At 61.6% G+C, this 18207-nt stretch carries 13 protein-coding genes and 3 pseudogenes; 10 read left to right on the plus strand and 6 right to left on the minus strand.

Annotated elements, in window-relative coordinates; all coding sequences use genetic code 11:
* Positions 1-209: 209 nt before the first annotated feature.
* Positions 210-896 (minus strand): ParA family protein, encoded by a 687-nt coding sequence (locus tag VVT58_RS22820; RefSeq protein WP_066564752.1) that lies wholly within the window; start codon positions 894-896, stop codon positions 210-212.
* 1043 nt (positions 897-1939) lie between these two features.
* A complete protein-coding gene (locus tag VVT58_RS22825; protein WP_327753078.1) occupies positions 1940-3100 on the minus strand; it encodes a hypothetical protein in 1161 nt (386 codons plus the stop codon).
* Positions 3101-3265: 165 nt separating this feature from the next.
* Between VVT58_RS22825 and VVT58_RS22830 the strand changes: the two genes are divergently transcribed.
* From VVT58_RS22830 to VVT58_RS22840, 3 genes and pseudogenes are all read left to right on the plus strand, one after another.
* Complete coding sequence (locus VVT58_RS22830; RefSeq protein WP_066564349.1) at positions 3266-4504, plus strand: site-specific integrase; 1239 nt, start codon at positions 3266-3268, stop codon at positions 4502-4504.
* 485 nt (positions 4505-4989) lie between these two features.
* Positions 4990-5541 (plus strand): hypothetical protein, encoded by a 552-nt coding sequence (locus tag VVT58_RS22835; protein WP_082749231.1) that lies wholly within the window; start codon positions 4990-4992, stop codon positions 5539-5541.
* Between the two features lie 419 nt (positions 5542-5960).
* Positions 5961-6185, plus strand: a pseudogene (locus VVT58_RS22840) (hypothetical protein); the annotation flags it as partial.
* A gap of 18 nt (positions 6186-6203) precedes the next feature.
* Here the strand turns inward: VVT58_RS22840 and VVT58_RS22845 are convergent.
* Positions 6204-6737, minus strand: a pseudogene (locus VVT58_RS22845) (transposase); the annotation flags it as partial.
* Positions 6738-7524: 787 nt separating this feature from the next.
* Between VVT58_RS22845 and VVT58_RS22850 the strand changes: the two are divergent.
* Genes VVT58_RS22850 through VVT58_RS22860 form a run of 3 tightly spaced genes read left to right on the plus strand, consistent with a single transcriptional unit; the run spans position 7525 to position 10744 of the window.
* Positions 7525-8763, plus strand: a complete 1239-nt coding sequence (locus VVT58_RS22850) for a site-specific integrase (protein ID WP_327754311.1) — start codon at positions 7525-7527, stop codon at positions 8761-8763.
* Positions 8760-9731: a tyrosine-type recombinase/integrase gene (locus VVT58_RS22855; RefSeq protein ID WP_066563387.1), complete on the plus strand. Its 972-nt coding sequence runs from the start codon at positions 8760-8762 to the stop codon at positions 9729-9731. Before VVT58_RS22850 ends, VVT58_RS22855 begins: the two co-directional genes overlap by 4 nt.
* The gene (locus tag VVT58_RS22860) at positions 9728-10744 is read left to right on the plus strand and encodes a site-specific integrase (protein WP_066563385.1); all 1017 of its coding nucleotides are present in this window, start codon (positions 9728-9730) and stop codon (positions 10742-10744) included. Before VVT58_RS22855 ends, VVT58_RS22860 begins: the two co-directional genes overlap by 4 nt.
* Before the next feature lie 85 nt (positions 10745-10829).
* Here VVT58_RS22860 and tnpC read toward each other — a convergent pair.
* The 3 genes and pseudogenes from tnpC to tnpA form a co-directional block, all read right to left on the minus strand.
* Positions 10830-11807 (minus strand): annotated as a pseudogene (gene tnpC, locus VVT58_RS22865) (IS66 family transposase); the annotation flags it as partial.
* A 100-nt stretch (positions 11808-11907) separates the two neighbouring features.
* Complete coding sequence (gene tnpB / locus VVT58_RS22870) at positions 11908-12264, minus strand: IS66 family insertion sequence element accessory protein TnpB (protein ID WP_037462191.1); 357 nt, start codon at positions 12262-12264, stop codon at positions 11908-11910.
* Positions 12261-12713 carry an IS66-like element accessory protein TnpA gene (gene tnpA, locus VVT58_RS22875; RefSeq protein WP_352000123.1) on the minus strand — a complete coding sequence of 151 codons (453 nt, stop codon included), beginning with the start codon at positions 12711-12713 and terminating at the stop codon, positions 12261-12263. The genes tnpB and tnpA overlap by 4 nt, the downstream gene beginning before the upstream one ends.
* Positions 12714-12905: 192 nt before the next feature.
* Here tnpA and VVT58_RS22880 point away from each other — a divergent pair, with 192 nt between their 5' ends.
* The 4 genes from VVT58_RS22880 to nhaA all read left to right on the plus strand — a co-directional run bounded on the left by VVT58_RS22880 (position 12906) and on the right by nhaA (position 18008).
* Positions 12906-13088: a hypothetical protein gene (locus VVT58_RS22880; RefSeq protein WP_352000179.1), complete on the plus strand. Its 183-nt coding sequence runs from the start codon at positions 12906-12908 to the stop codon at positions 13086-13088.
* A 543-nt stretch (positions 13089-13631) separates the two neighbouring features.
* Positions 13632-13961, plus strand: a complete 330-nt coding sequence (locus tag VVT58_RS22885; RefSeq protein WP_066564400.1) for a cupin domain-containing protein — start codon at positions 13632-13634, stop codon at positions 13959-13961.
* A 41-nt stretch (positions 13962-14002) separates the two neighbouring features.
* Positions 14003-16285 carry a nitric-oxide reductase large subunit gene (locus tag VVT58_RS22890; RefSeq protein ID WP_066564396.1) on the plus strand — a complete coding sequence of 761 codons (2283 nt, stop codon included), beginning with the start codon at positions 14003-14005 and terminating at the stop codon, positions 16283-16285.
* A gap of 529 nt (positions 16286-16814) precedes the next feature.
* Positions 16815-18008: a Na+/H+ antiporter NhaA gene (nhaA, locus tag VVT58_RS22895; protein WP_066564393.1), complete on the plus strand. Its 1194-nt coding sequence runs from the start codon at positions 16815-16817 to the stop codon at positions 18006-18008.
* Positions 18009-18207 lie beyond the last annotated feature (199 nt).

The raw sequence follows: 18207 nt of genomic DNA on the forward strand, positions 1-18207 counted from the left end.
CCGCCATGTCAGCGGCAACCTGAGGAAAATAGTTAGACGGGAGCGATGAGCCGGCGGGATCGCGTTGGACCGGCGCCAGAGGCGGAGGCGTGGGTTTTGGCGTTGCGGCGATGAGGCTCTTAAGCCGGTCTGCGGTTGCATCAGGCTGTTCAAGGCGCTGCCTTGTTGAGCTGATGATATCGCCCATACTGCTTGCCGAAGGCTTCTCGTCAGGCACTGATCGCCTCCTTGTTTTGAATTTCGCTGAGGATATCGGCCAGGACGCTTTGCGCGATACGGCGGGCCTTGTCCGTTTTTGCGAGGTTCGATTCTTGGACTTCCGCAAGTGTCATCCGGTAGTTCGACATTGCTCGGAAGGCATCGAGCGTAAACATCTGTTCGCCAAACGTAGGAAGCGCGCTTCTGATCTGGTTATCAATTTCCCATTCCGCTTTGGAACGGGCAACCTGCCCGGTTTGCGTGATGAGAACGCGATAAGGAACGCCGCGGCACATCTTCTCAAGCATGTCACTCGTTTCGACAGTGCGCTCGAGGTCGAGCCGCGATGACCGCGTAGGGATGACAACGAAGTCGGAATCCATGGCGGCATAGGCAGTCTTGAAGTTTGACGTGCCCTCGGAGTCGACGACAACCAACTGGGCAGTGTCACGAGCTCGGGCTATCGCGGCCCCAATGTCGGCATCACGAAGCTGCGAAGCATCTTCGACCGTGATGCGGGAGTCCCCTCCCCTGCCCCCGGCATTTCGATCTCGGTGCCAGTTTAGAAGGCTATTCTGTCTGTCGGCGTCCAACATAAAAACGGACCCGCCGAGCGCCTCGAATTCGGATGCCAACGCAAGGGCAAGCGTCGTCTTGCCCGCTCCGCCTTTGCTTTGCGCGATGGTGATGACTGGCACAAATTGCTCCCTGTGTATCGGTGGCGCCGCACGGTTGTAGCGTACGATAGTCCGCGCGGCACAATTAGTTAGCGCCTTCCTTAGCGCCAGTTGCCGCGCGGTGCAATCCGATAGCACACCTATCAGCGCGTGCAACATTGCGGTCGCGAGAGAAAGCGCGGCTCCAAGCGCTGTGGATGGCATATGACAATGCGACTGCGGGTGCAGACGCGCTGCTCAACCCACATTCGCATCACACAGCGCTGTCGGTAGCGAGGTAAAACGCGCACCTGAACTCGCTTGCGCAATCATAAGCGCGTCAGAACGCGATGCCGTCCGCAAATGCGCGGCACACAGCGCGGCACACAGCGCACTATAGAATGCGGCACATATGACAAAGTAAGATATTACAGTTACTTAGAACGACGCTGGCCTCGGCATATCCATGCGACCCAGAACAATTCAGCAGCTCAGCACTTGCGAAGTACGACACGAAAAGCACAAAATAACGCATCGGTGCACAGTGAGAGACGCAATCAGGCGGGTACGTCCAGTCACCCAATAAATGTGAGCCGGCGACGGGAGTACGTCGCGTGGTGATATGTTAGAGGGCAGGGGGCCTAGAACATCACTGCCGCTGACATTCCTTGAGACTAAAGTGAATGGGCAGAAAATGGATCCACGGCTCAGTTAACTATTGCGACTCAGCCGTAGGAACCGAGGGAGCCACACCGTCGTCTCATCGCCACAAGGCACCCTAAGTATAAGCGTGGCGGACTGGTTCGAAGGACGGAAGGGGAGGGGAGGGGGCAACAATTGAGATCGAAACGTCAATAAGCCTCTTCGTGCGATCGGCAGCGCAACCGACCGAAAGATCGCTTCGATCAAGCCAGCGGGTCTTGCAGCTTGGTCACTGGTAGCGAATGTCGACCTCCTATGAACTAAAAAAGATAGCCTTCCCAAGCGCCTTGAACATATTTCCGCAGAATTCCCATACTTAACCCATCACCAAGGCGACGTGTGATCCCGAATGCTGCCGAAAGCGCTGTCCACTAAGTTCCCGACTATGGTTCCAGTTCACCGGGTCGCATCGAGGGGAAATGATCAGCCGTCGCAACATCTAGAACCGCTGCTCCGCTCCGCTGTTCAACGCCGGAAAATCCATCCTCCTCCGTCCAAAAATCAGCAGCAAAGGGATCAGCCGCCGGCCGGCGCCGCCGACCCGGGGCAGGTCGACCTGGGACAGGTTGACTGACCGGGATGGCGTAGCTGCGATAGCTCGCCTGCCCAGTGCGCTCGAGCAGCAGTCCTTCGCTGACTGCGATCGACAGCAATTTGATCGCGCCCGCTGAGGTCAGCTTCAGCGCCTGGGCGACCTGCGCGCTGCTGATCGCCGGCCGGGCCATCGCGAACAGGATGACTTCCTTCAAGCGCCCGAGCCGTCGGCGCGAGGCCAAATGGGGGGCAACCCGCCCGGCATAGGCGCGCAGCCGGGTCTCGGTCTCCAGATGCGCATCCGCGCCGACGCGTACCGCGTCGAGCCAGAGCCGGTCGAGATCGCCCCCGCGCGCGATTTTCCAAAGGCCGCCGGCGTGCCGTAGGCCGAGCGCGGTCAACCCGCCGCTCGAGCCCGGCCAGCGTCCGGCGCCCCAGCGATCGCCGATCAGCAGGCTGGCCACGCGATCGCCGCGGCCGAGCGGCGCGTGCTGCCGCCAAAGGTCCGCCATCCGCGCCGCCTGCAGCAATGGCGGGGTGGGGGGCAGGGGTGCCTTTTGCCAGCGCGTGATCGCGGCGAGGCGTTCGGTGGGATCGCGATCGGCCGCCGTCAGCAGCGAGTCGCCCCCCGTGGACCGGGGCTGATCGGCCCCCAGCCAGGCGAGCAGCGCGGCGGGATCGTGGGCGAGGGCGGTGAGCGCGATGGGCTGGCCGATCGCCTGCTTCCAGTGGGTGAGGTCATAGGGGGTCGTCGCCACGCGCCCGCGCGCATCAACTGTGAGTGCGTCCTCGGGAAGGTCCAGCGAGTCCAGGGCGGCGAGCGCCTGGCGCTCGGCCAGCGCGATCCGCGTCTGGAGGGGGCCGCGCACCGGGCTGAGCGTCACCCGGTCGGCGAGGCGGGCGAGGGCGGCCTGGGCTTCGGCATAGGCGAGCAGCAGGTCGGGCGGGGCAGGGGAGACGGCCATTTCAGCCGCTTTATGCCAAAATTCGCCATGTCTGAAAAGCTGCATTTCTGGAGCTTTTGTAAGCGAAAATTCAACAATAATGACCTTTAAGCGAGTGATCTTTGGTTGCCTCCCCCTTATGGATATGTGATAATTGCAGTTATCACAGAAGCGGAATTGACGCCCCTTTATAACGTGCGGTACAAGCGCCGCTGAGGAGCGTGGCGCGTCATGAGCACCGAAACCGCCTTGGAAGGGTTTGAAACCGCTGTAGCGGTGCGTGAGGCGGTTCTACCGATGGTCACGGCGCCGGCCGACCTTGCCTGGACGATCGTGCAGATGCGCGCCGGCGAGCGCATCACCGTCAACGAGGCGCTGATCGCCGCTTATCAGGCCGCCTCGTCGCCGCACAGCATCCGCGCGCTCAAATCGGACATTGAGGCGTTCGACCGCTGGTGCCGGCGTCACAACCGGATCGCGCTGCCGGCAACACCGGAGGTCGTGGCCGATTACCTCGACGCGCGGGCAGGGAAGGGGAGCCGGCCGGCGTCGCTATCCCGCTACAAGGCGTCGATCGCCAAGATCCACCAGCTGCTCGACCTGAAGGATCCGACGCCGGCCCCGCTGGTGAAGCTGCGGCTGCAGGCGGTGCGCCGCGAGAAGGGGGCGGCGCAGAAGCAGGCGCGGCCGCTGCGGTTCAAGGGGCCGGTGCGCGACGTCGAACGCGACAAGGCGCGGGGGCTCAATATCCGCGCGTTGCTCGAGAGCTGCGGAAGCGATCTGCCGGGGCTGCGCGATCGGGCGCTGTTGTCCGCGGCCTATGACACCGGGCTGCGCGCGTCCGAGCTAGTGGCGGTGGCTGTCGAGCATATTGAAGAGGCGATCGATCCCGAGGCGCGGCTGCTGCAGATCCTGCGTAGCAAGGGTGATCAGGACGGGGAGGGGGCCACCGCCTACCTCAGCCCGCGCACCGTTCGGGCGATCGCGGCCTGGACCGAGGCGGCCGAGATAGTGGCCGGGCCGCTGTTCCGGCGGGTACAGGTGCGGCGTTACAAGGCGCGCGCCGCCGTGCGCGGTCGGCCGATCGACAGCATCTCGGGCCGAGAGACCTGGGATTTGCGCAAGACGCTCTCCAAGCCCGCAGTGAGGGCGCGGGTCGAATATGACGTCGGCAACGTCGCGCTGCACCCGGGGTCGATCGGGACGATCTTTCGGTCGATGATCCAGCGGGCGTTCGATCGCGGAGCACTCCCTGATCTCACGGCCGAGGATCTGGCGCGGCTGCTGGAGGGAATCAGCGCCCATTCGACGCGGATCGGGCTTAATCAGGATCTGTTCGCCAGCGGCGAGGATCTTGCCGGCATCATGGACGCGTTACGATGGAAGTCGCCCCGTATGCCGCTCGCCTACAATCGCAACCTCGCGGCGGAGCAGGGAGCGGCAGGGCGCCTCATGGCGAAGATCGAGTAGAGGCCGTGCTCATCGACTATGACTCCCCTGTCTCCTGGCCGCTCGAGGTCACAACCTTTCTCGAGGCAAATCGCGCTGTCTTGGACGATCGGCTCACCGATCCCTCCGTCGTCGAGGCGGCAATACCAATCGCCGATTTCACGGATAATCTGGGATTAGAAATCCATGTCGCGGCCCAGCACTGTGCGTGGCGCGCCAAGCGGCCCTATGTTGGTGTGGCGCATGACCGCTCAAGCCTTTGGCCGCCTCGAGCGTTCGGAGAATCGTAAGCTTCAACGATGCGGACGTCGCCGATCTCACCGGATACCAGGACTATTGCGACCCGCTAACACTTGGCTGAGCTGAGCCGTCAGGATTCAATTCTTCCTGATATATTCGTCAGTGACACTTTACCAGTCTGGACTGGTAAAGTGTCACTGACGAAAAATGTGAGAGCGCGAATCGAGAGGGATTCACATTGTCGCCCGCGCTGCTAGATTCGCTCTATGTTCCACCAGCCAGATCTTTTCGATGCTATCGAGCCATCGCACAGCGAGCATGGCCAAGACTCACTCGACCTGCCGGCCGTTATCGAGCGGATTGCAGGGATATCTCCGCGTCCGCGATACACCTTCATGGTGCTCAACCTTATCGCACAAGCGGCTGGAAGTAATAGCGGCAGCGCGGGGCCATATGTAACCAATGGAGGTCAGCGTACGTTGCTGCGCGACTGGTTGTGTGACTCGCTGGTTCCGATGGCGCAGAGAGACCCGCGCCGGCGCGCAATCGTTGCAGAAGTGCGGTCTTCGTTGGCATCACGCAACATGCTCCCTGCTGATCCAACTGAGGCCGATCGGATCGTCGAACGTGAAGTGAGAACGCGCGTTCGCCGTTCAGGACGAACCAATGTCAGTCGCGCGGTCTCGGATCTCGTCCGGGCAGGCCTCCTTCGGCGCCATTATCAGGGCTACCGGGTTGATCACCACAATCGCGGCGCTCAACGCGAGGCAGTATACACCATTACTGAGGCAGCGGCGCTGGCGCTGCGTGCAATTTGAAAGCGACCGTATGTCGATCGGAAGATTGCGGGAAATTGTTCAAATAGCTGTCCCCCGCCTGTTTGCTCAGATCCACGGAGGGCGCATCGCATGTGAAAGCGAAGCCACGCTGCAGCTCCACTTGGGCAGGATCATCGCGACCGTAGCGGACTTGGCGATCGTCGCCCCGCGAGAGACGTTTGCGATTGAGCTCGAAAAACCCCTGACGGGCGGCCGGACTAAACGCGGACGAATGGACATCTGGTTCAAGCTCACGTCCGACACTGACGTGGAGTGGCGGTGCGCGATAGAGCTAAAATTTTTCAAGCGGGCTAACCAGCGCGAGCCGAACAACCGATACGACGTATTCAAGGATATCGCTCGCCTCGAACAATGCTCGGACACCGGCGACCGGAAAATCCGGACGACCTGGGGGGACGGTGCAGGCCGCCATTACGGGAATGCTGCCCGGGCCGTTTGGCTATGCGGAGCGGTGGGACGATAAAAACGACACCTATCTGGGTCTGGCGATCGAGCGCGCCGCCAACGCCGCCGTTGTGATCGATAGCGATAGTGTCATCATCAAGCCTGACGTGGCCGAAGCGCATCGTCCGGGGCCGGTGCAGCCTGGCCCGCCCCCCGTTGCAGGTGCTCCCGGCAGTCCAGAAGGGTAAGCGCTGTTCTCAGCCCACGTTGATCCAGGGCATGAGCTCATGAACGCGATTGGCGGGATGGCCGTTGGCGAGCGCGCTGAGGGTCTGGGTCAGCCAGTCATGAGGATTGATGCCGCCCAGCTTGCAGTTTTCGATGAGCGTGGCGATGACCGCCCAGTTGTCGCCGCCTTCGTCGGAGCCGGCGAAGAGCGCGTTCTTTCGGTTCAAAGCCAAGGGGCGGATTGATCTCTCGACGGTGTTGGTGTCGAGTTCGATGCGGCCGTCGTCGATGAAGCGGACGAGGCCAGCCCAGCGGGTGGTCGCATAGCGAATGGCTTCAGCCAGCTTGCTCTTGGCGCTGATCTGCCGGAGCCGGCCATCGAGATAGAGCTTGAGATCCTCGATGATGATGCGGCTGCGTTCGGAGCGCTGAAGGCGGCGGTGTTCAGCGGTCGAGCCGCGCACCTCGTCTTCGATGGCATAGAGCATGGCGATCCGACGCAATATCTCGGCCGCGACCGGCGAACTGGCGGCTAGATCATAGAATTTGCGCCGAACATGGCTCTTATGTCGATCTCGACATAAGGCGCATTATCCAGAGCATGGTTTTATCTGGGGCGTTTTGGGATATAATCCGGGCTTGCCGGAGATTTCGGCGCACTGGGCTCCAGATAAAAGCAGCGACCTCGCAGTCGGGGGCCGCCGCGCGGGGGGCGACGTTGCAGATACCATTGCGTACCAGGTCGACGATCGAGGACTATGTCGCCACGCAGGAGTGGCGGCGCGCGCGACTGTTGCGCTGCCCGCTCCATCCGAGCGGCGGCTGTGCATTTCGGCGGCACGGTAGCTATGCGCGCCTGACCAGTCCGGGTGTACGGATCGCTCGCTGCTACTGCCCACAGGGGCACATAACATTCAGCCTGCTCCCGGATTTTCTCGCCGCTCGCCTGCCCGGTTCGCTTGCCGCGATCGATCGCATCGTTGGGATAGCCGCGTCGGAACGAAGCATGGAAGCCGCCGCAGACGCAGCGCGCGGCCCGGATATTTCCCTTCCAGGCGCGGTGCGCTGGCTTCGCCGCCGCGTTGTCGCGGTGCGCAGATCCGTTGCCGCCGTCAAATTGATGGCGCCCCGGCTGGCGAGGCCGGGCTTGCCGGTGAGCGACGTTCCGGCCCTTGCGACGCTCCGCCTAGCCCTTTCCCCGGAGCTGTTGCACTGTATTCCGGCCCCCTTGGGACTCCGACCCATCCAGAGGATAGGCAGTGTCGGCGATGCCGATGGCTCTTGCCAACACGATGCGGGGCGTGATCACGTTTTCAGCGTCAGCTACGCTTTGCCGATCGAGGTAAAGCCATGCCCGTACATGTCGATCATATCGCCGCAGCCGACCCTGCCGCGCCCACCCCCGACGATATCCGCCGCATCTGGAGCGCCGAGCGGCGCCTTGGGGCAGGAACAACGATTGTTTATCTGATCCGCATCCAGCAGTTTCGTACCTATTGCGCCTTGCACGGCCTGGTCGAGCGAGAAGAGTTGACCCTTGAACGCGTTGGCCGCTTCAAAGACTGGTATGCGGAGCGACGGGGGCTAGACCCGCTTTCTCTCAGACTTTCCAGCAGCGCCCTGCTGTCGCTCAGCCGTGTCTATCATTGCTTGGGGCTTGCCCCACCTGACTGGCGACCGCCTCGTCCAGGGAAGGCTTTGCTGCCGCCGTTGCTCGCGCAGTATGCCGCCTATCTGACCCAGCATCGCGGTAATCCAGAGGTGACGGTTCACAAAAAGCTGGGCCACATCGGTAAGCTTCAGGATTACTTGATTCAGGCCGGCAAGGACTGGCACTCGATGCAGATAACCGATGTCGATGCATTTCTGGTTGGCCGCGCCGCGCGATATTCCCGATCGCATGTGAGCGATCTTGCTTGCACGGTACGCTGCTTTTCCCGTTTCCTGCACTGGAGTGGACAGAGTCCGGTCGATATCAGCGAGGCCGTGATCGCGCCCGTGCAACGACGGCACGAGCGACCGAGACGCGCCCTTTCCTGGGACAATGTGAAGCGGCTCCTGATGGCCGTGGACAGATCAAGTCCGCAGGGCCTTCGCGACTACGCGATCCTGCTGATGATGAGCACCTATGGCTTTGGCGCCGGCGAGATCATCCGCTTGCAGTTTCGGGATATCGACTGGGATAATAGCACACTGTCAGTCCTTCGCCCAAAGACGGGCGTTGCATTCACGCTGCCGCTGTTGCCACCCGTCGCCAAGGCGCTGGCAGAGTATCTACGCCACGGCCGGCCCGCTGATACACCCACCCGCCATCTTTTCGTGCAGATGAAGATGCCGCTGGAGCCATTCGCGGCTTCGAGCGCGATACGCCACATCGTGATGAAGCATGCGAAGATCGCGGGGATCGATGCACCATTTCTGGGCAGCCATGTATTGCGACATTCTCACGCGGCGCGCCAGATAGACCTGGGTGCGCGGCCCCAAGTGATATCGGATCTCCTTGGTCACCGGGATCCAGAGTCGGTCTCGGCCTATGTGCGGATCGCCACCGCGTCCCTGCGCGAGATCGCATTGCCGGTGCCGACATGACCACCGTCATCGTCCTGGAAGAGTTAAGGAACGACGCCGCGAGCTTCCTGGCGTTCAAGCGCGCCATGGGCCATCCCTATCGACGCGGCGAGTTTGAGATCGAACGCTTCCTTCGCTTCGTCGAAGACCAGTGGGGCGACGATGTCGATATTTCGCTGGCCGAAGCGATTAGCCGCTGGTGTGGGCGTTTGCCCGACCGCAAGGCCGTCACGCTCGGCAACGAGTTCGGGGTCATTCGTCAACTTTGCCTGCATCGCCGTCGTCGCGATCCCACCAGCTATGTGCCCGAGCACGCCTTTGCGCCGGTGAAGGAGTCGACGTTCTTTCCTTACATTTTCAGCCGCGACGAGATCCGCTGCATTCTCGCCGCCGCGTCAGCGCACCAAGGCCGCTTCATATGGGCATCTATGCTGCGAAGGCTGATTCTCGTGCTTTACTGCACCGGCCTCAGGCTCGGCGAGGCGGTGCGTCTGACCATGGATGATGTCGATCTCGACCGTGGGACCTTGCTCATACGCAACAGCAAGCGGCGTACGCGTATCGTCCCCATGCGCGACGATCTTGTCGCAGAGCTTGGCCTCTATGTCGATGATCGATGCCGGGTGCTTCACGATCGTGGTCAAGGGGATTGCGAAGCTCTGTTCGTTCGCCTCAACGGCGCGCCACTCCATACCCACGCGGCGTCCGACGCTATTCGCAAGCTCCTGCGCCGCCTCGATATTAAGCCTGCGCAGGGGCGCGTCGGAGCGCGCCCATATGAGTTTCGGCATGCGTTCGCGGTTCACCGCCTGACAGCATGGGCGGAGGAAGGTGCTGACATTCACGCCAAGCTCCCCTGGCTTTCGGCCTATCTCGGGCACCAGAACGTCATTGGCACCGAGGTCTATCTGAAGGCGACGCCGCAACTCCTGGAACTCGCGAGCACGCGCTTCGAACAACATATGCGACACGCCAGGCAGCCACGATGAGTAAGGCAGGACCTCAGATGCTGTTCGCTTTGGTGGAGTCGTTCTTCTCCAACTATCTGCCGCGTCAGCGCGGCGCGAGCCCACATACGACGCGCGCCTATCGCGACACGCTCAAGCTGCTGTTTCAGTTCGTTGCCCAGCGGCGCGGCCGCGAGGTCGCCGCGCTTGTGCTGGAGGATCTCGACGCCGACACCGTCGCTGGGTTCCTCGATCATCTCGAGGGCGGAAGATCCAACTCCACCGCGACGCGCAACTGCCGCCGTGCCGCGCTTCGCAGCTTCTTCAAGCACCTCTTGCGCAACGATCTCGACAATGCGCTCCGTTACACGCAGGTGTTGGCGCTGCCGTCGAAGCGGGCGAGGCAGAAGCCCGCAACCTACCTCGAAGCAACCGACGTGCGGGCCATCATCGCCCATCCCGATCGGCGGACCCGCAGTGGCTGGCGCGATTACACGCTGCTGCTTTTCCTCTATAATTGCGGCGCCAGAGTGAGCGAAGCAACCGGCCTGCTGTGGCAGGACCTTCAACTGACGCCACCGCACCAGGCCCGATTGCGTGGGAAGGGCCGCAAGGAGCGGCTCGTTCCGTTATGGCGCGAGACGGCCGACGCGTTGCGGCGCCTGCAAAACCTGTCGGGCGCTGCGGGCCAGCAGCATGTTTTCATGAACCGCCACGGCCAACCGCTGACCCGCGATGGAGTCGCGTACATCCTTACCAAGCATGCCTCGCCAGTCGTCCAGGATCGACCCAGGCTGGCGCGTGACCGCATCACTCCTCACGTTTTCCGCCACAGCTGCGCCGTCGCGCTCCTGCAGTCGGGCACCGACGTGACCGTGATCCGCGATTATCTCGGTCATTCCAGCATCGCGACCACGAACCGGTATATCTCGACGAACCTGAAGATGAAGCGCGATGCGCTACAGAACTTTTGGAAGCACGCCGGTATCGAACCCGCAAAGGCCACGCCTTGGAAGCCAAAGCCGGATCTGCTTTCGTACCTGCGGTCCCTATGATTTTATCACGAGATCCACACTGACCTTTCCCGCCGATCCCGGACGTCAGAATCGCGTCGCCCCAGATAAAACCATGCTCTGGATAATGGGACCAGCAGAATGCGAGGCTGAGTCGCTGTCCGCGGCGTTTGGCGAGAGCTATATAGCCGCCATAGCCATCGACCTGCAGGATGCCTGCAAAGTCTCCAAGGTGGATGTCGGGCCGCTCGGCCTTGCGGTCTGCCGCATAGACATAGGCGACCATCGGCGGACCTGCGCCACCCCATGGTCGATCATCGCGGGCATAGACCCATAGCTGGCCGGTCTTCGTTCTGCCGCGTCCTGGGTCAAGCACCGGCGCGGTAGTCTCGTCTGCGAACAGGCGCTCGGATCGCCGCAACTCCTCAAGGGTCCGGTCGCGCAGCGGCCGCAGATACCATGCTGCCCGGCCCACCCAGTCCGCCAGGGTGGAGCGATCGAGCCTGATATCCTGCCGGGCATAGATCTGAGCCTGCCGGTATAGCGGAACATGATCGGCATACTTCGACACCAGCACCTGGGCGATCAACGCTTCGGTCGGGATCCCGCCTTCGACTATCCGCGCCGGAGCAGGCGTCTGGACGATCGCGCCTTCGCACGAGCGACAGCCATAGCGCGGGCGGCGTGTCGCCAGCACGCGGAAGGTGGTGGGCACGACGTCCAGGCGCTCAGCGACGTCTTCGCCGATCTGGTGGAGCGGTCCCCTGCAGCAAGGGCAGGCCTTGTCGTCGATATCGACAATCTGTTCGATCCGCTCGAGGTGCGCGGGCAATGAGCCGCGGTTGGTTTTGCGGGGCTGATCGCTGCGGGAACGCGGCGCAATAGCTTCTCTGGCCGCGCGGGCATGCCCAAGCGCCGTCTCGACATCTTCCAGTCCCAACTGGAGCTGATCGGCATCGAGCTGTTCGGACCGGCTGCCGAAACGATGCCGCATGAAGGCCTTGATGATCGACTGAAGGCGCTCGATCTCGGCGTCCGCTTCGCCCTTGGCGACGTTCAGCTCCGCCAGTCGGACCTCAGATGCGGCCCGCTCGTCCGCCAGCATCCGGGACTGCTCCAGGACGAGCGCACGAAGCGCGTCAATGTCGTCGGGGAGGTCCGCTTGCGTGAGCATGGCGACAGTGAATCAGGAGCGAAAAGCCCCGTCAACCGGCAATCTGCGGAGCCTGCGGTCGACGGCCGCCATGGACTCGGCGCCAGTCCAATCCCTCCAGAAGCGCACCAAGTTGAGCGGCGGAAAGGCGCATCACGCCGTCCTGGATACCGGGCCACTTGAAGCCGCCTTGCTCCAGACGCTTCGCCATCAGGCACAGGCCGGTTCCGTCCCACCAGATCAGCTTGATCCGGTCGGCACGCTTGGCCCGGAAGACGTAGATCACGCCGGAAAATGCATCACCGCCATATTGCGCGCTCACCAACGCAGCCAAGGCATCCGGCCCTTTGCGAAAGTCCACAGGGCGGGTCGCCACCATCACGCGGGCACCAACTCCTGGTCCGATCATCGCGTCGCCCTGAGCGCTTCGATGACCGCCGCGATAATGCCAGCATCCGCGCCGCGACCGATCTTCACCGCTACGCCGTCAATCTCCAGCTCGACCGCGCTGTCCCTGCCAGGCCGGTGCTTGCACGGACGCTTTGCCGGAACTGGCTCGATCGACGGTGGCTCTTCAATGATCGCCGGAACAAACGCAGGCGCCATCGTGGGGGACACTGGCAGCGTCACGCCGCGAGCCTCCATCTGCTTGCGCAGTTGCCGCCGCCAGGTGAACAACTGCGATGGGCTAAGGCCGTGCCGACGAGCAACGGCGCAGACCGTCTCCTGCTTGGAATAACTCTCCGCGATGATCGCAGCCTTCACTTCGGGCGGCCAGTCCCGCCGCTGTCCTGCGCCGGTGAAAACCTCGAACCGCTGAACCTTGCTGGTGCCAGCTTCGTCACATGGCATCGTCATAGCACCAGCATCCTCCATCCTGATCAGGAGGCGCAGACTCGGGACTACCCTTTACGGCCGCAAGGTGGGGCCGCGGCACCGCTTACCGTCGTGCTCGGCAATCGTGCAATGCACTGGTCCGAACCATGGAGCGCCGTCCGTCAGGTTTCGGTCGCACGCCTGCCTTATAGCGCTTCAACGATTTTTATCGTCATGTTGACCATCGATTCCGTGGATGGCGAGCGGACGATCATGATCAGCGAGAAACATGAGAACTGGCAGCAGGTCCTTGATGCATTGCCTCGCACACTACCGGGCATCGAGGCTTTCGAGATCTGGAGCCGACGACCGGACATCGGTTCGCGGGCGGTCATCGTCTACAAACATGAGAGGTAGCGCATGACGCATTGGTCCCGCGCAGCCCGAATTCGAGGGTTGCTCCGCTGATGAGACGCCTACCGCGACCGAAAAACGTTTCACTGCGGGTCGGACGCGCATGGGCGCCGAGTCCACCATCGCCGCTACCCGCGCGGATTCTGAGACCTGAGCCACAGGTCAGTCCGAAGCCATAGAAACGCTGTCGCGCAACACAATAACTGATCGCCGAAATAGGTCTCCACGAACAGCGGCACGACGAACAGGCGTCAATCCCTGGCGCTGTCAGAAGCAATGCGTCCGTAGCAGCGCACAAAATCGGATCATGGCGCACGAGGTGAACCGAGCGGCAAATAATCTGCCAACATCATACAAAATAGGAGTGTCGATTAATCGACCGCGATACACGGCCGAACCTGCCTTTGAGACACGACAAACGGTCGAGATTGGCCGCGGCGCCTAGTATTGAACAATAATCGTTATGGCTGACCCAACCAATGTTTTGGTTGATTCAATATTCTCGATGAGCCAAATTTCTGAAAAGACGGTGAAAGGATGCGGCCTATGGCACAGCGCCACGCCCAGGCAGGTGAGATCGTGGACTTGCGGCCATTCGGCAAAGATTTTCCGAGCCAGCAAACGACCGCAATCGTCAAGACAAAGAGCTTCGAGGCGATCCGTCTCGTCATCCCTTCCGGCAGGGAAATACCAGCGCACGAAGTCACCGGGGACATCACGCTCCATTGTCTGGAAGGCCGGATCACGCTTGGTATCGCTGACACCGAATGCGAGCTTTCCGCCGGCGACTGGATTTACCTGGATGGCGGCGCAAGCCACCGGCTGAGAGGCATTGAGGACGCATCCTTGTTGCTGACGATCCTGTTCGCACAGTGAACCGAGCCAACTGAGCACACGGGACGGAGGGCATGCCAGCGATGACAAGAACGGAGCCTGTCGAAAATCTGTCGCATTGGTGGCGCCGGGCCGTGATTCTCACCATGGTACTGGGCTTTGGCGTGCTCGGCCTGCTGATGGTGAAGACCTATACGAACGCCCCGCCTGTCCCCGAACATGTCGTGGACTCACGCGGACAAGTCGTTTTCACTGGAGCTGATATCCGCGCCGGCCAGCAGGTATTCCTCAAATACGGCCTGATGAACAATGGCTCCATCTGGGGGCATGGTGGCTATCTTGGACCGGATTTCAGCGCATCCTATCTTCATGCCTGGGCACTCGCCGTCGCGGAGGAACGCGCCGAGACCCGCTTCGGCAAAGCCTATGTAGCACTAACCCTGGCCGATCGTGCCGCCATCGATGGTGAGGTGGCGCTGCAACTGCGCGTCAACCGTTACGATCCAGCAACGGCCACCCTCACCCTGCTCCCTGCCGGCGTCACCGCCTTCGATCAGCAGCAGAGCCGCTGGGCCAGCTATTTCGAGCATCCGGAACGCAACGGCGGTCTGGCTCCCAGCCTCATCACCGACAAGAGCGAGCTTCGCCAGTTGACCGCTTTCTTCGGCTGGGCGGCCTGGGGCTCAGTCGCCGAGCGGCCAGGAACCGGTCACTCCTATACCAACAATTTCCCCTATGATCCGCTTGCGGGCAATCGCCCGACCGGCGCGGCGCTGATCTGGAGCGCGCTCAGCTTTATCGCCTTGCTCGGCGGCACGGCGCTGGCGCTGCTTGCCTTCGGCCGGTTCGACTATCTGGGCTGGCACGGAACACCTGCGTCCATGCAAAACTGGGTCATCAGCGACGCACAGCGCGCCACGGTCAAATATATGGGCGTGGCCGCCCTTCTTCTGCTCGGCCAAGTCTTCTTCGGCGCGGCGATCGCGCATTACCGGGCGGATCCAGGGGATTTCTACGGTTTTGACCTCGCCTCCTGGTTTCCCAGCAACCTGATGCGGACCTGGCACCTGCAATCGGCGCTGTTCTGGATCGCCACCAGCTTCGTTGCGGGTGCGCTGTTCGTCGCGGAACTGCTCGGTGGAAAGACGCCGCCGCGGCAGCGTCTCGCCATTCACGTGCTGTTCGTCGCCTTCGCGATCGTCATCGTGGGCAGCATGCTGGGCGAATGGGCGGGAATCCTGCAATGGCTGCCGCTTTCGTGGTTCTGGTTCGGCAACCAGGGTTGGGAGTATCTCGAACTCGGCCGGTTCTGGCAATTGCTGCTGATCGTTGGGCTGTGCATCTGGTTCGTTCTCTTGTGGCGGGCGGTGGCGCCCGCGCTGCGCGACCCCGAGCACAAGTCGCTCGCCCGCTTCTTCCTGCTGGCCGGCTTCGCCATTCCGATGTTCTACCTGCCGGCGCTGTTCTTCGGGTCCGAAACCAATTTCACGATCGTCGATGCCTGGCGCTTCTGGATCATTCATCTGTGGGTTGAGGGCTTTTTTGAATTCTTCGTCACCGTCATCGTCGCGATCCTGTTTTACAAGATGGGGCTCGTGCATCGTCTGACGGCGCTGCGGACCATTTATCTCGACGCCATTCTCTATTTCGGTGGCGGCCTGATCGGCACTGGCCACCATTGGTACTGGACCGGCCAGACCGAAGCCAACATGGCGCTCTCGGCCGTCTTCTCGGCGCTTGAAGTGGTGCCCTTGACGATGATCACGCTCGATGCCTGGTCATTCGTCCGCACGACGAAAGGACAGGATTCCGTCGTTGAACGCCATCGCTGGACCTTCATGTTCATCATGGCGGTCGGTTTCTGGAATTTTCTTGGCGCCGGCGTGTTCGGCTTTCTCATCAACACGCCGATCGTGAGTTACTATGAAGTGGGGACGATCCTGACGCCCAACCATGGCCATGCCGCACTGATGGGCGTGTTTGGCATGCTCGGCATCGCCCTCATGGTGTTCGTCCTGCGCGAAGCGATCGAGGAAGAGGTTTGGTCCAAAATCTCAAGATTGATCGCCATTGCCTTCTGGGGATTGAATATCGGCCTCGCGCTGATGATCCTGCTCAGCCTATTGCCGGGCGGCCTGCTTCAATTGCATGCCGTGATCGAGAATGGTTATTGGTATGCGCGTGAACTGAACTTTACGGGCGCACCGCTGCCGCGTCTGCTGGAATGGCTGCGCATGCCGGGCGATCTTATCTTCATGTTCGCCGGCGTCCTGCCCCTGATCGTGGCGGTCGGCTGGGGCTATGCCAGCCTTCGACGGCGGCCCGGGCATGATCCGCAAATCCGATTGTCACCTGTTGAACGTTGAGAAAATTGGAAGACAGGAATTTTTCTCAAAGTATGTCGTGCATGAGGATCAGTCCATCGCCCAATGTCATTGCCTTACGGAAGGCACCCTACTGGAAAGCACAATGCTCCAAATCTGTGACGGCGCCCTTTGCACCTTTGTCGGTCTGAGACGCGCTCTTTCAGATATCGTAGAGCCTGTTTGGAAATGCGCCGACCGTTCGCGATAAACGAGTAGCCGAAGAGCGTTGAACACGACCCGCAGCGATTAGAGCCCGGCAGCTTTGTCGCGCATGAGCGCGGGTTGCCGATTGCCGGCATGCCGGTCGAATAGGGTTGCGTTGGCGACACGCGATTTTCGGGGACCGCCGTTTGGGTTCCAAAAACCCGACAGTTCGCGGACATTAGGCCATTGCATAGCGCCGATCACGGTTGTCGAGCGGCGTTCGCAATGCGATAGGAGTAGCGGGTGCCGCGCTCGTTGAGAGTGCATGGCAGGTTAATACGCTGGTCGGGCCGCCAACGATGAGCAATTGCACCCGGAGTAAACCTTGGCCCTCAAGAATTTCGTCAGCCCTAGCGCGTTGCGCCAATTCCTAACCCATCAATCCTCCGCCGGTCTCATCCTGCTGGCGACTGCCCTGCTCACGCTGCTCGTCGCCAACTCGTCGTTACACAGTGGCTACGAGCAAATCCTGCGTAGTCATCTCGGCCCGCTATCGGTCAAGCATTGGGTCAATGACGGCCTTATGGCGATTTTCTTCCTGCTGGTCGGGCTCGAGATAAAGCGCGAGATGCTAGACGGGCAGCTTTCGACCTGGTCGCGGCGCATCCTACCCGGCATCGCAGCCGCTGGCGGCATGACGGTGCCCGCTCTGATCTTCCTCGGATTCAATAGCGGGGCGACCGCTCGCGGGTGGGCGATCCCGGCAGCGACCGACATCGCCTTCGCACTCGGCGTGCTGTCGCTGCTCAGTAAAAGGGTGCCGGCATCACTCCGGATATTCCTCTCCGCGCTGGCAATCCTCGACGATCTCGCCGCCGTGATGATCATCGCTGTGTTCTACACCGCCGAACTAAACCTCTCCTATCTGCTGGGTGCCGCGACCATCACTTGCGCACTCTACGCGATGAACCGCTTCCGTGTGGTGCGGCTGACACCTTATCTTCTCCTCGGTCTGGTGCTGTGGTTCTTCGTGCTGCGCTCGGGCATTCATGCGACAATCGCGGGCATCGTCCTGGCGCTGATTATCCCGTTGCGGACCAGCCCGGGCACCCTTGAAGACGAAATCCATAGCCCGCTCCACCGGCTAGAGCACCTGTTGCATCGGCCGGTCAGCTTCCTGATCCTGCCGATCTTCGGGTTCGCCAACGCTGGAGTGCCAATCCTAGGGCTTCCTGCTGCAGCGTTTGCAGCGCCGGTGACCCTCGGCGTTGGCTTAGGTTTGTTAGGAGGCAAGACGGTTGGTGTGTTCGGCTTTGCGCTGTTGGCGATCCGGCTCAAACTTGCAAAGATGCCGTCGCACGCACGGCCGAGTCAGCTGTTGGGAATCGCCCTGCTCTGCGGCATCGGTTTCACGATGAGCTTCTTTATCACGCCCCTCGCCTATCCGGGTGACGCATTGCTTCAGACAGAGGCAAAGATCGGCGTTTTGCTCGGTTCTCTGTTCGCCGGGGTCGCCGGCTTTGCGGTGTTACTGGCTGGCCGTAGAGAACCTAAAGTGGTGCCCGGCCAACCCTGGTAATTTCGAAATTGCCGATCCGGATTAGGTCGTAGCCGTACCGAGAGGCGGCGTTGCAAGGCAGGCGGGGTACTCGGCCTCGCTGGCGCCTTCGCCGCCTCCCGCTGGTGACGATCATGCTGCGGCGCCTTCCATCCGAAATAGCACGCTCTTATCCTCCGTCGACTGCTTGATATCGTCGAGGAAGCCCTTCGCGGCGCTA

Origin of the sequence: Sphingobium sp. SJ10-10 (genome assembly GCF_036038995.2) — a bacterium.
In the GTDB taxonomy this organism is placed as follows: Bacteria; Pseudomonadota; Alphaproteobacteria; order Sphingomonadales; family Sphingomonadaceae; genus Sphingobium.

Bases quoted from the DNA above. Each gene is read 5' to 3' on its own strand.
- VVT58_RS22825 (WP_327753078.1), bottom strand. From the start codon at position 3,100: ATGCAGCTTTTCAGACATGGCGAATTTTGGCATAAAGCGGCTGAAATG.
- VVT58_RS22830 (WP_066564349.1), top strand. From the start codon at position 3,266: ATGAGCACCGAAACCGCCTTGGAAGGGTTTGAAACCGCTGTAGCGGTG.
- VVT58_RS22835 (WP_082749231.1), top strand. From the start codon at position 4,990: ATGTTCCACCAGCCAGATCTTTTCGATGCTATCGAGCCATCGCACAGC.
- VVT58_RS22850 (WP_327754311.1), top strand. From the start codon at position 7,525: ATGCCCGTACATGTCGATCATATCGCCGCAGCCGACCCTGCCGCGCCC.
- VVT58_RS22855 (WP_066563387.1), top strand. From the start codon at position 8,760: ATGACCACCGTCATCGTCCTGGAAGAGTTAAGGAACGACGCCGCGAGC.
- VVT58_RS22860 (WP_066563385.1), top strand. From the start codon at position 9,728: ATGAGTAAGGCAGGACCTCAGATGCTGTTCGCTTTGGTGGAGTCGTTC.
- tnpB (WP_037462191.1), bottom strand. From the start codon at position 12,264: ATGATCGGACCAGGAGTTGGTGCCCGCGTGATGGTGGCGACCCGCCCT.
- tnpA (WP_352000123.1), bottom strand. From the start codon at position 12,713: ATGACGATGCCATGTGACGAAGCTGGCACCAGCAAGGTTCAGCGGTTC.
- VVT58_RS22880 (WP_352000179.1), top strand. From the start codon at position 12,906: ATGTTGACCATCGATTCCGTGGATGGCGAGCGGACGATCATGATCAGC.
- VVT58_RS22885 (WP_066564400.1), top strand. From the start codon at position 13,632: ATGGCACAGCGCCACGCCCAGGCAGGTGAGATCGTGGACTTGCGGCCA.
- VVT58_RS22890 (WP_066564396.1), top strand. From the start codon at position 14,003: ATGACAAGAACGGAGCCTGTCGAAAATCTGTCGCATTGGTGGCGCCGG.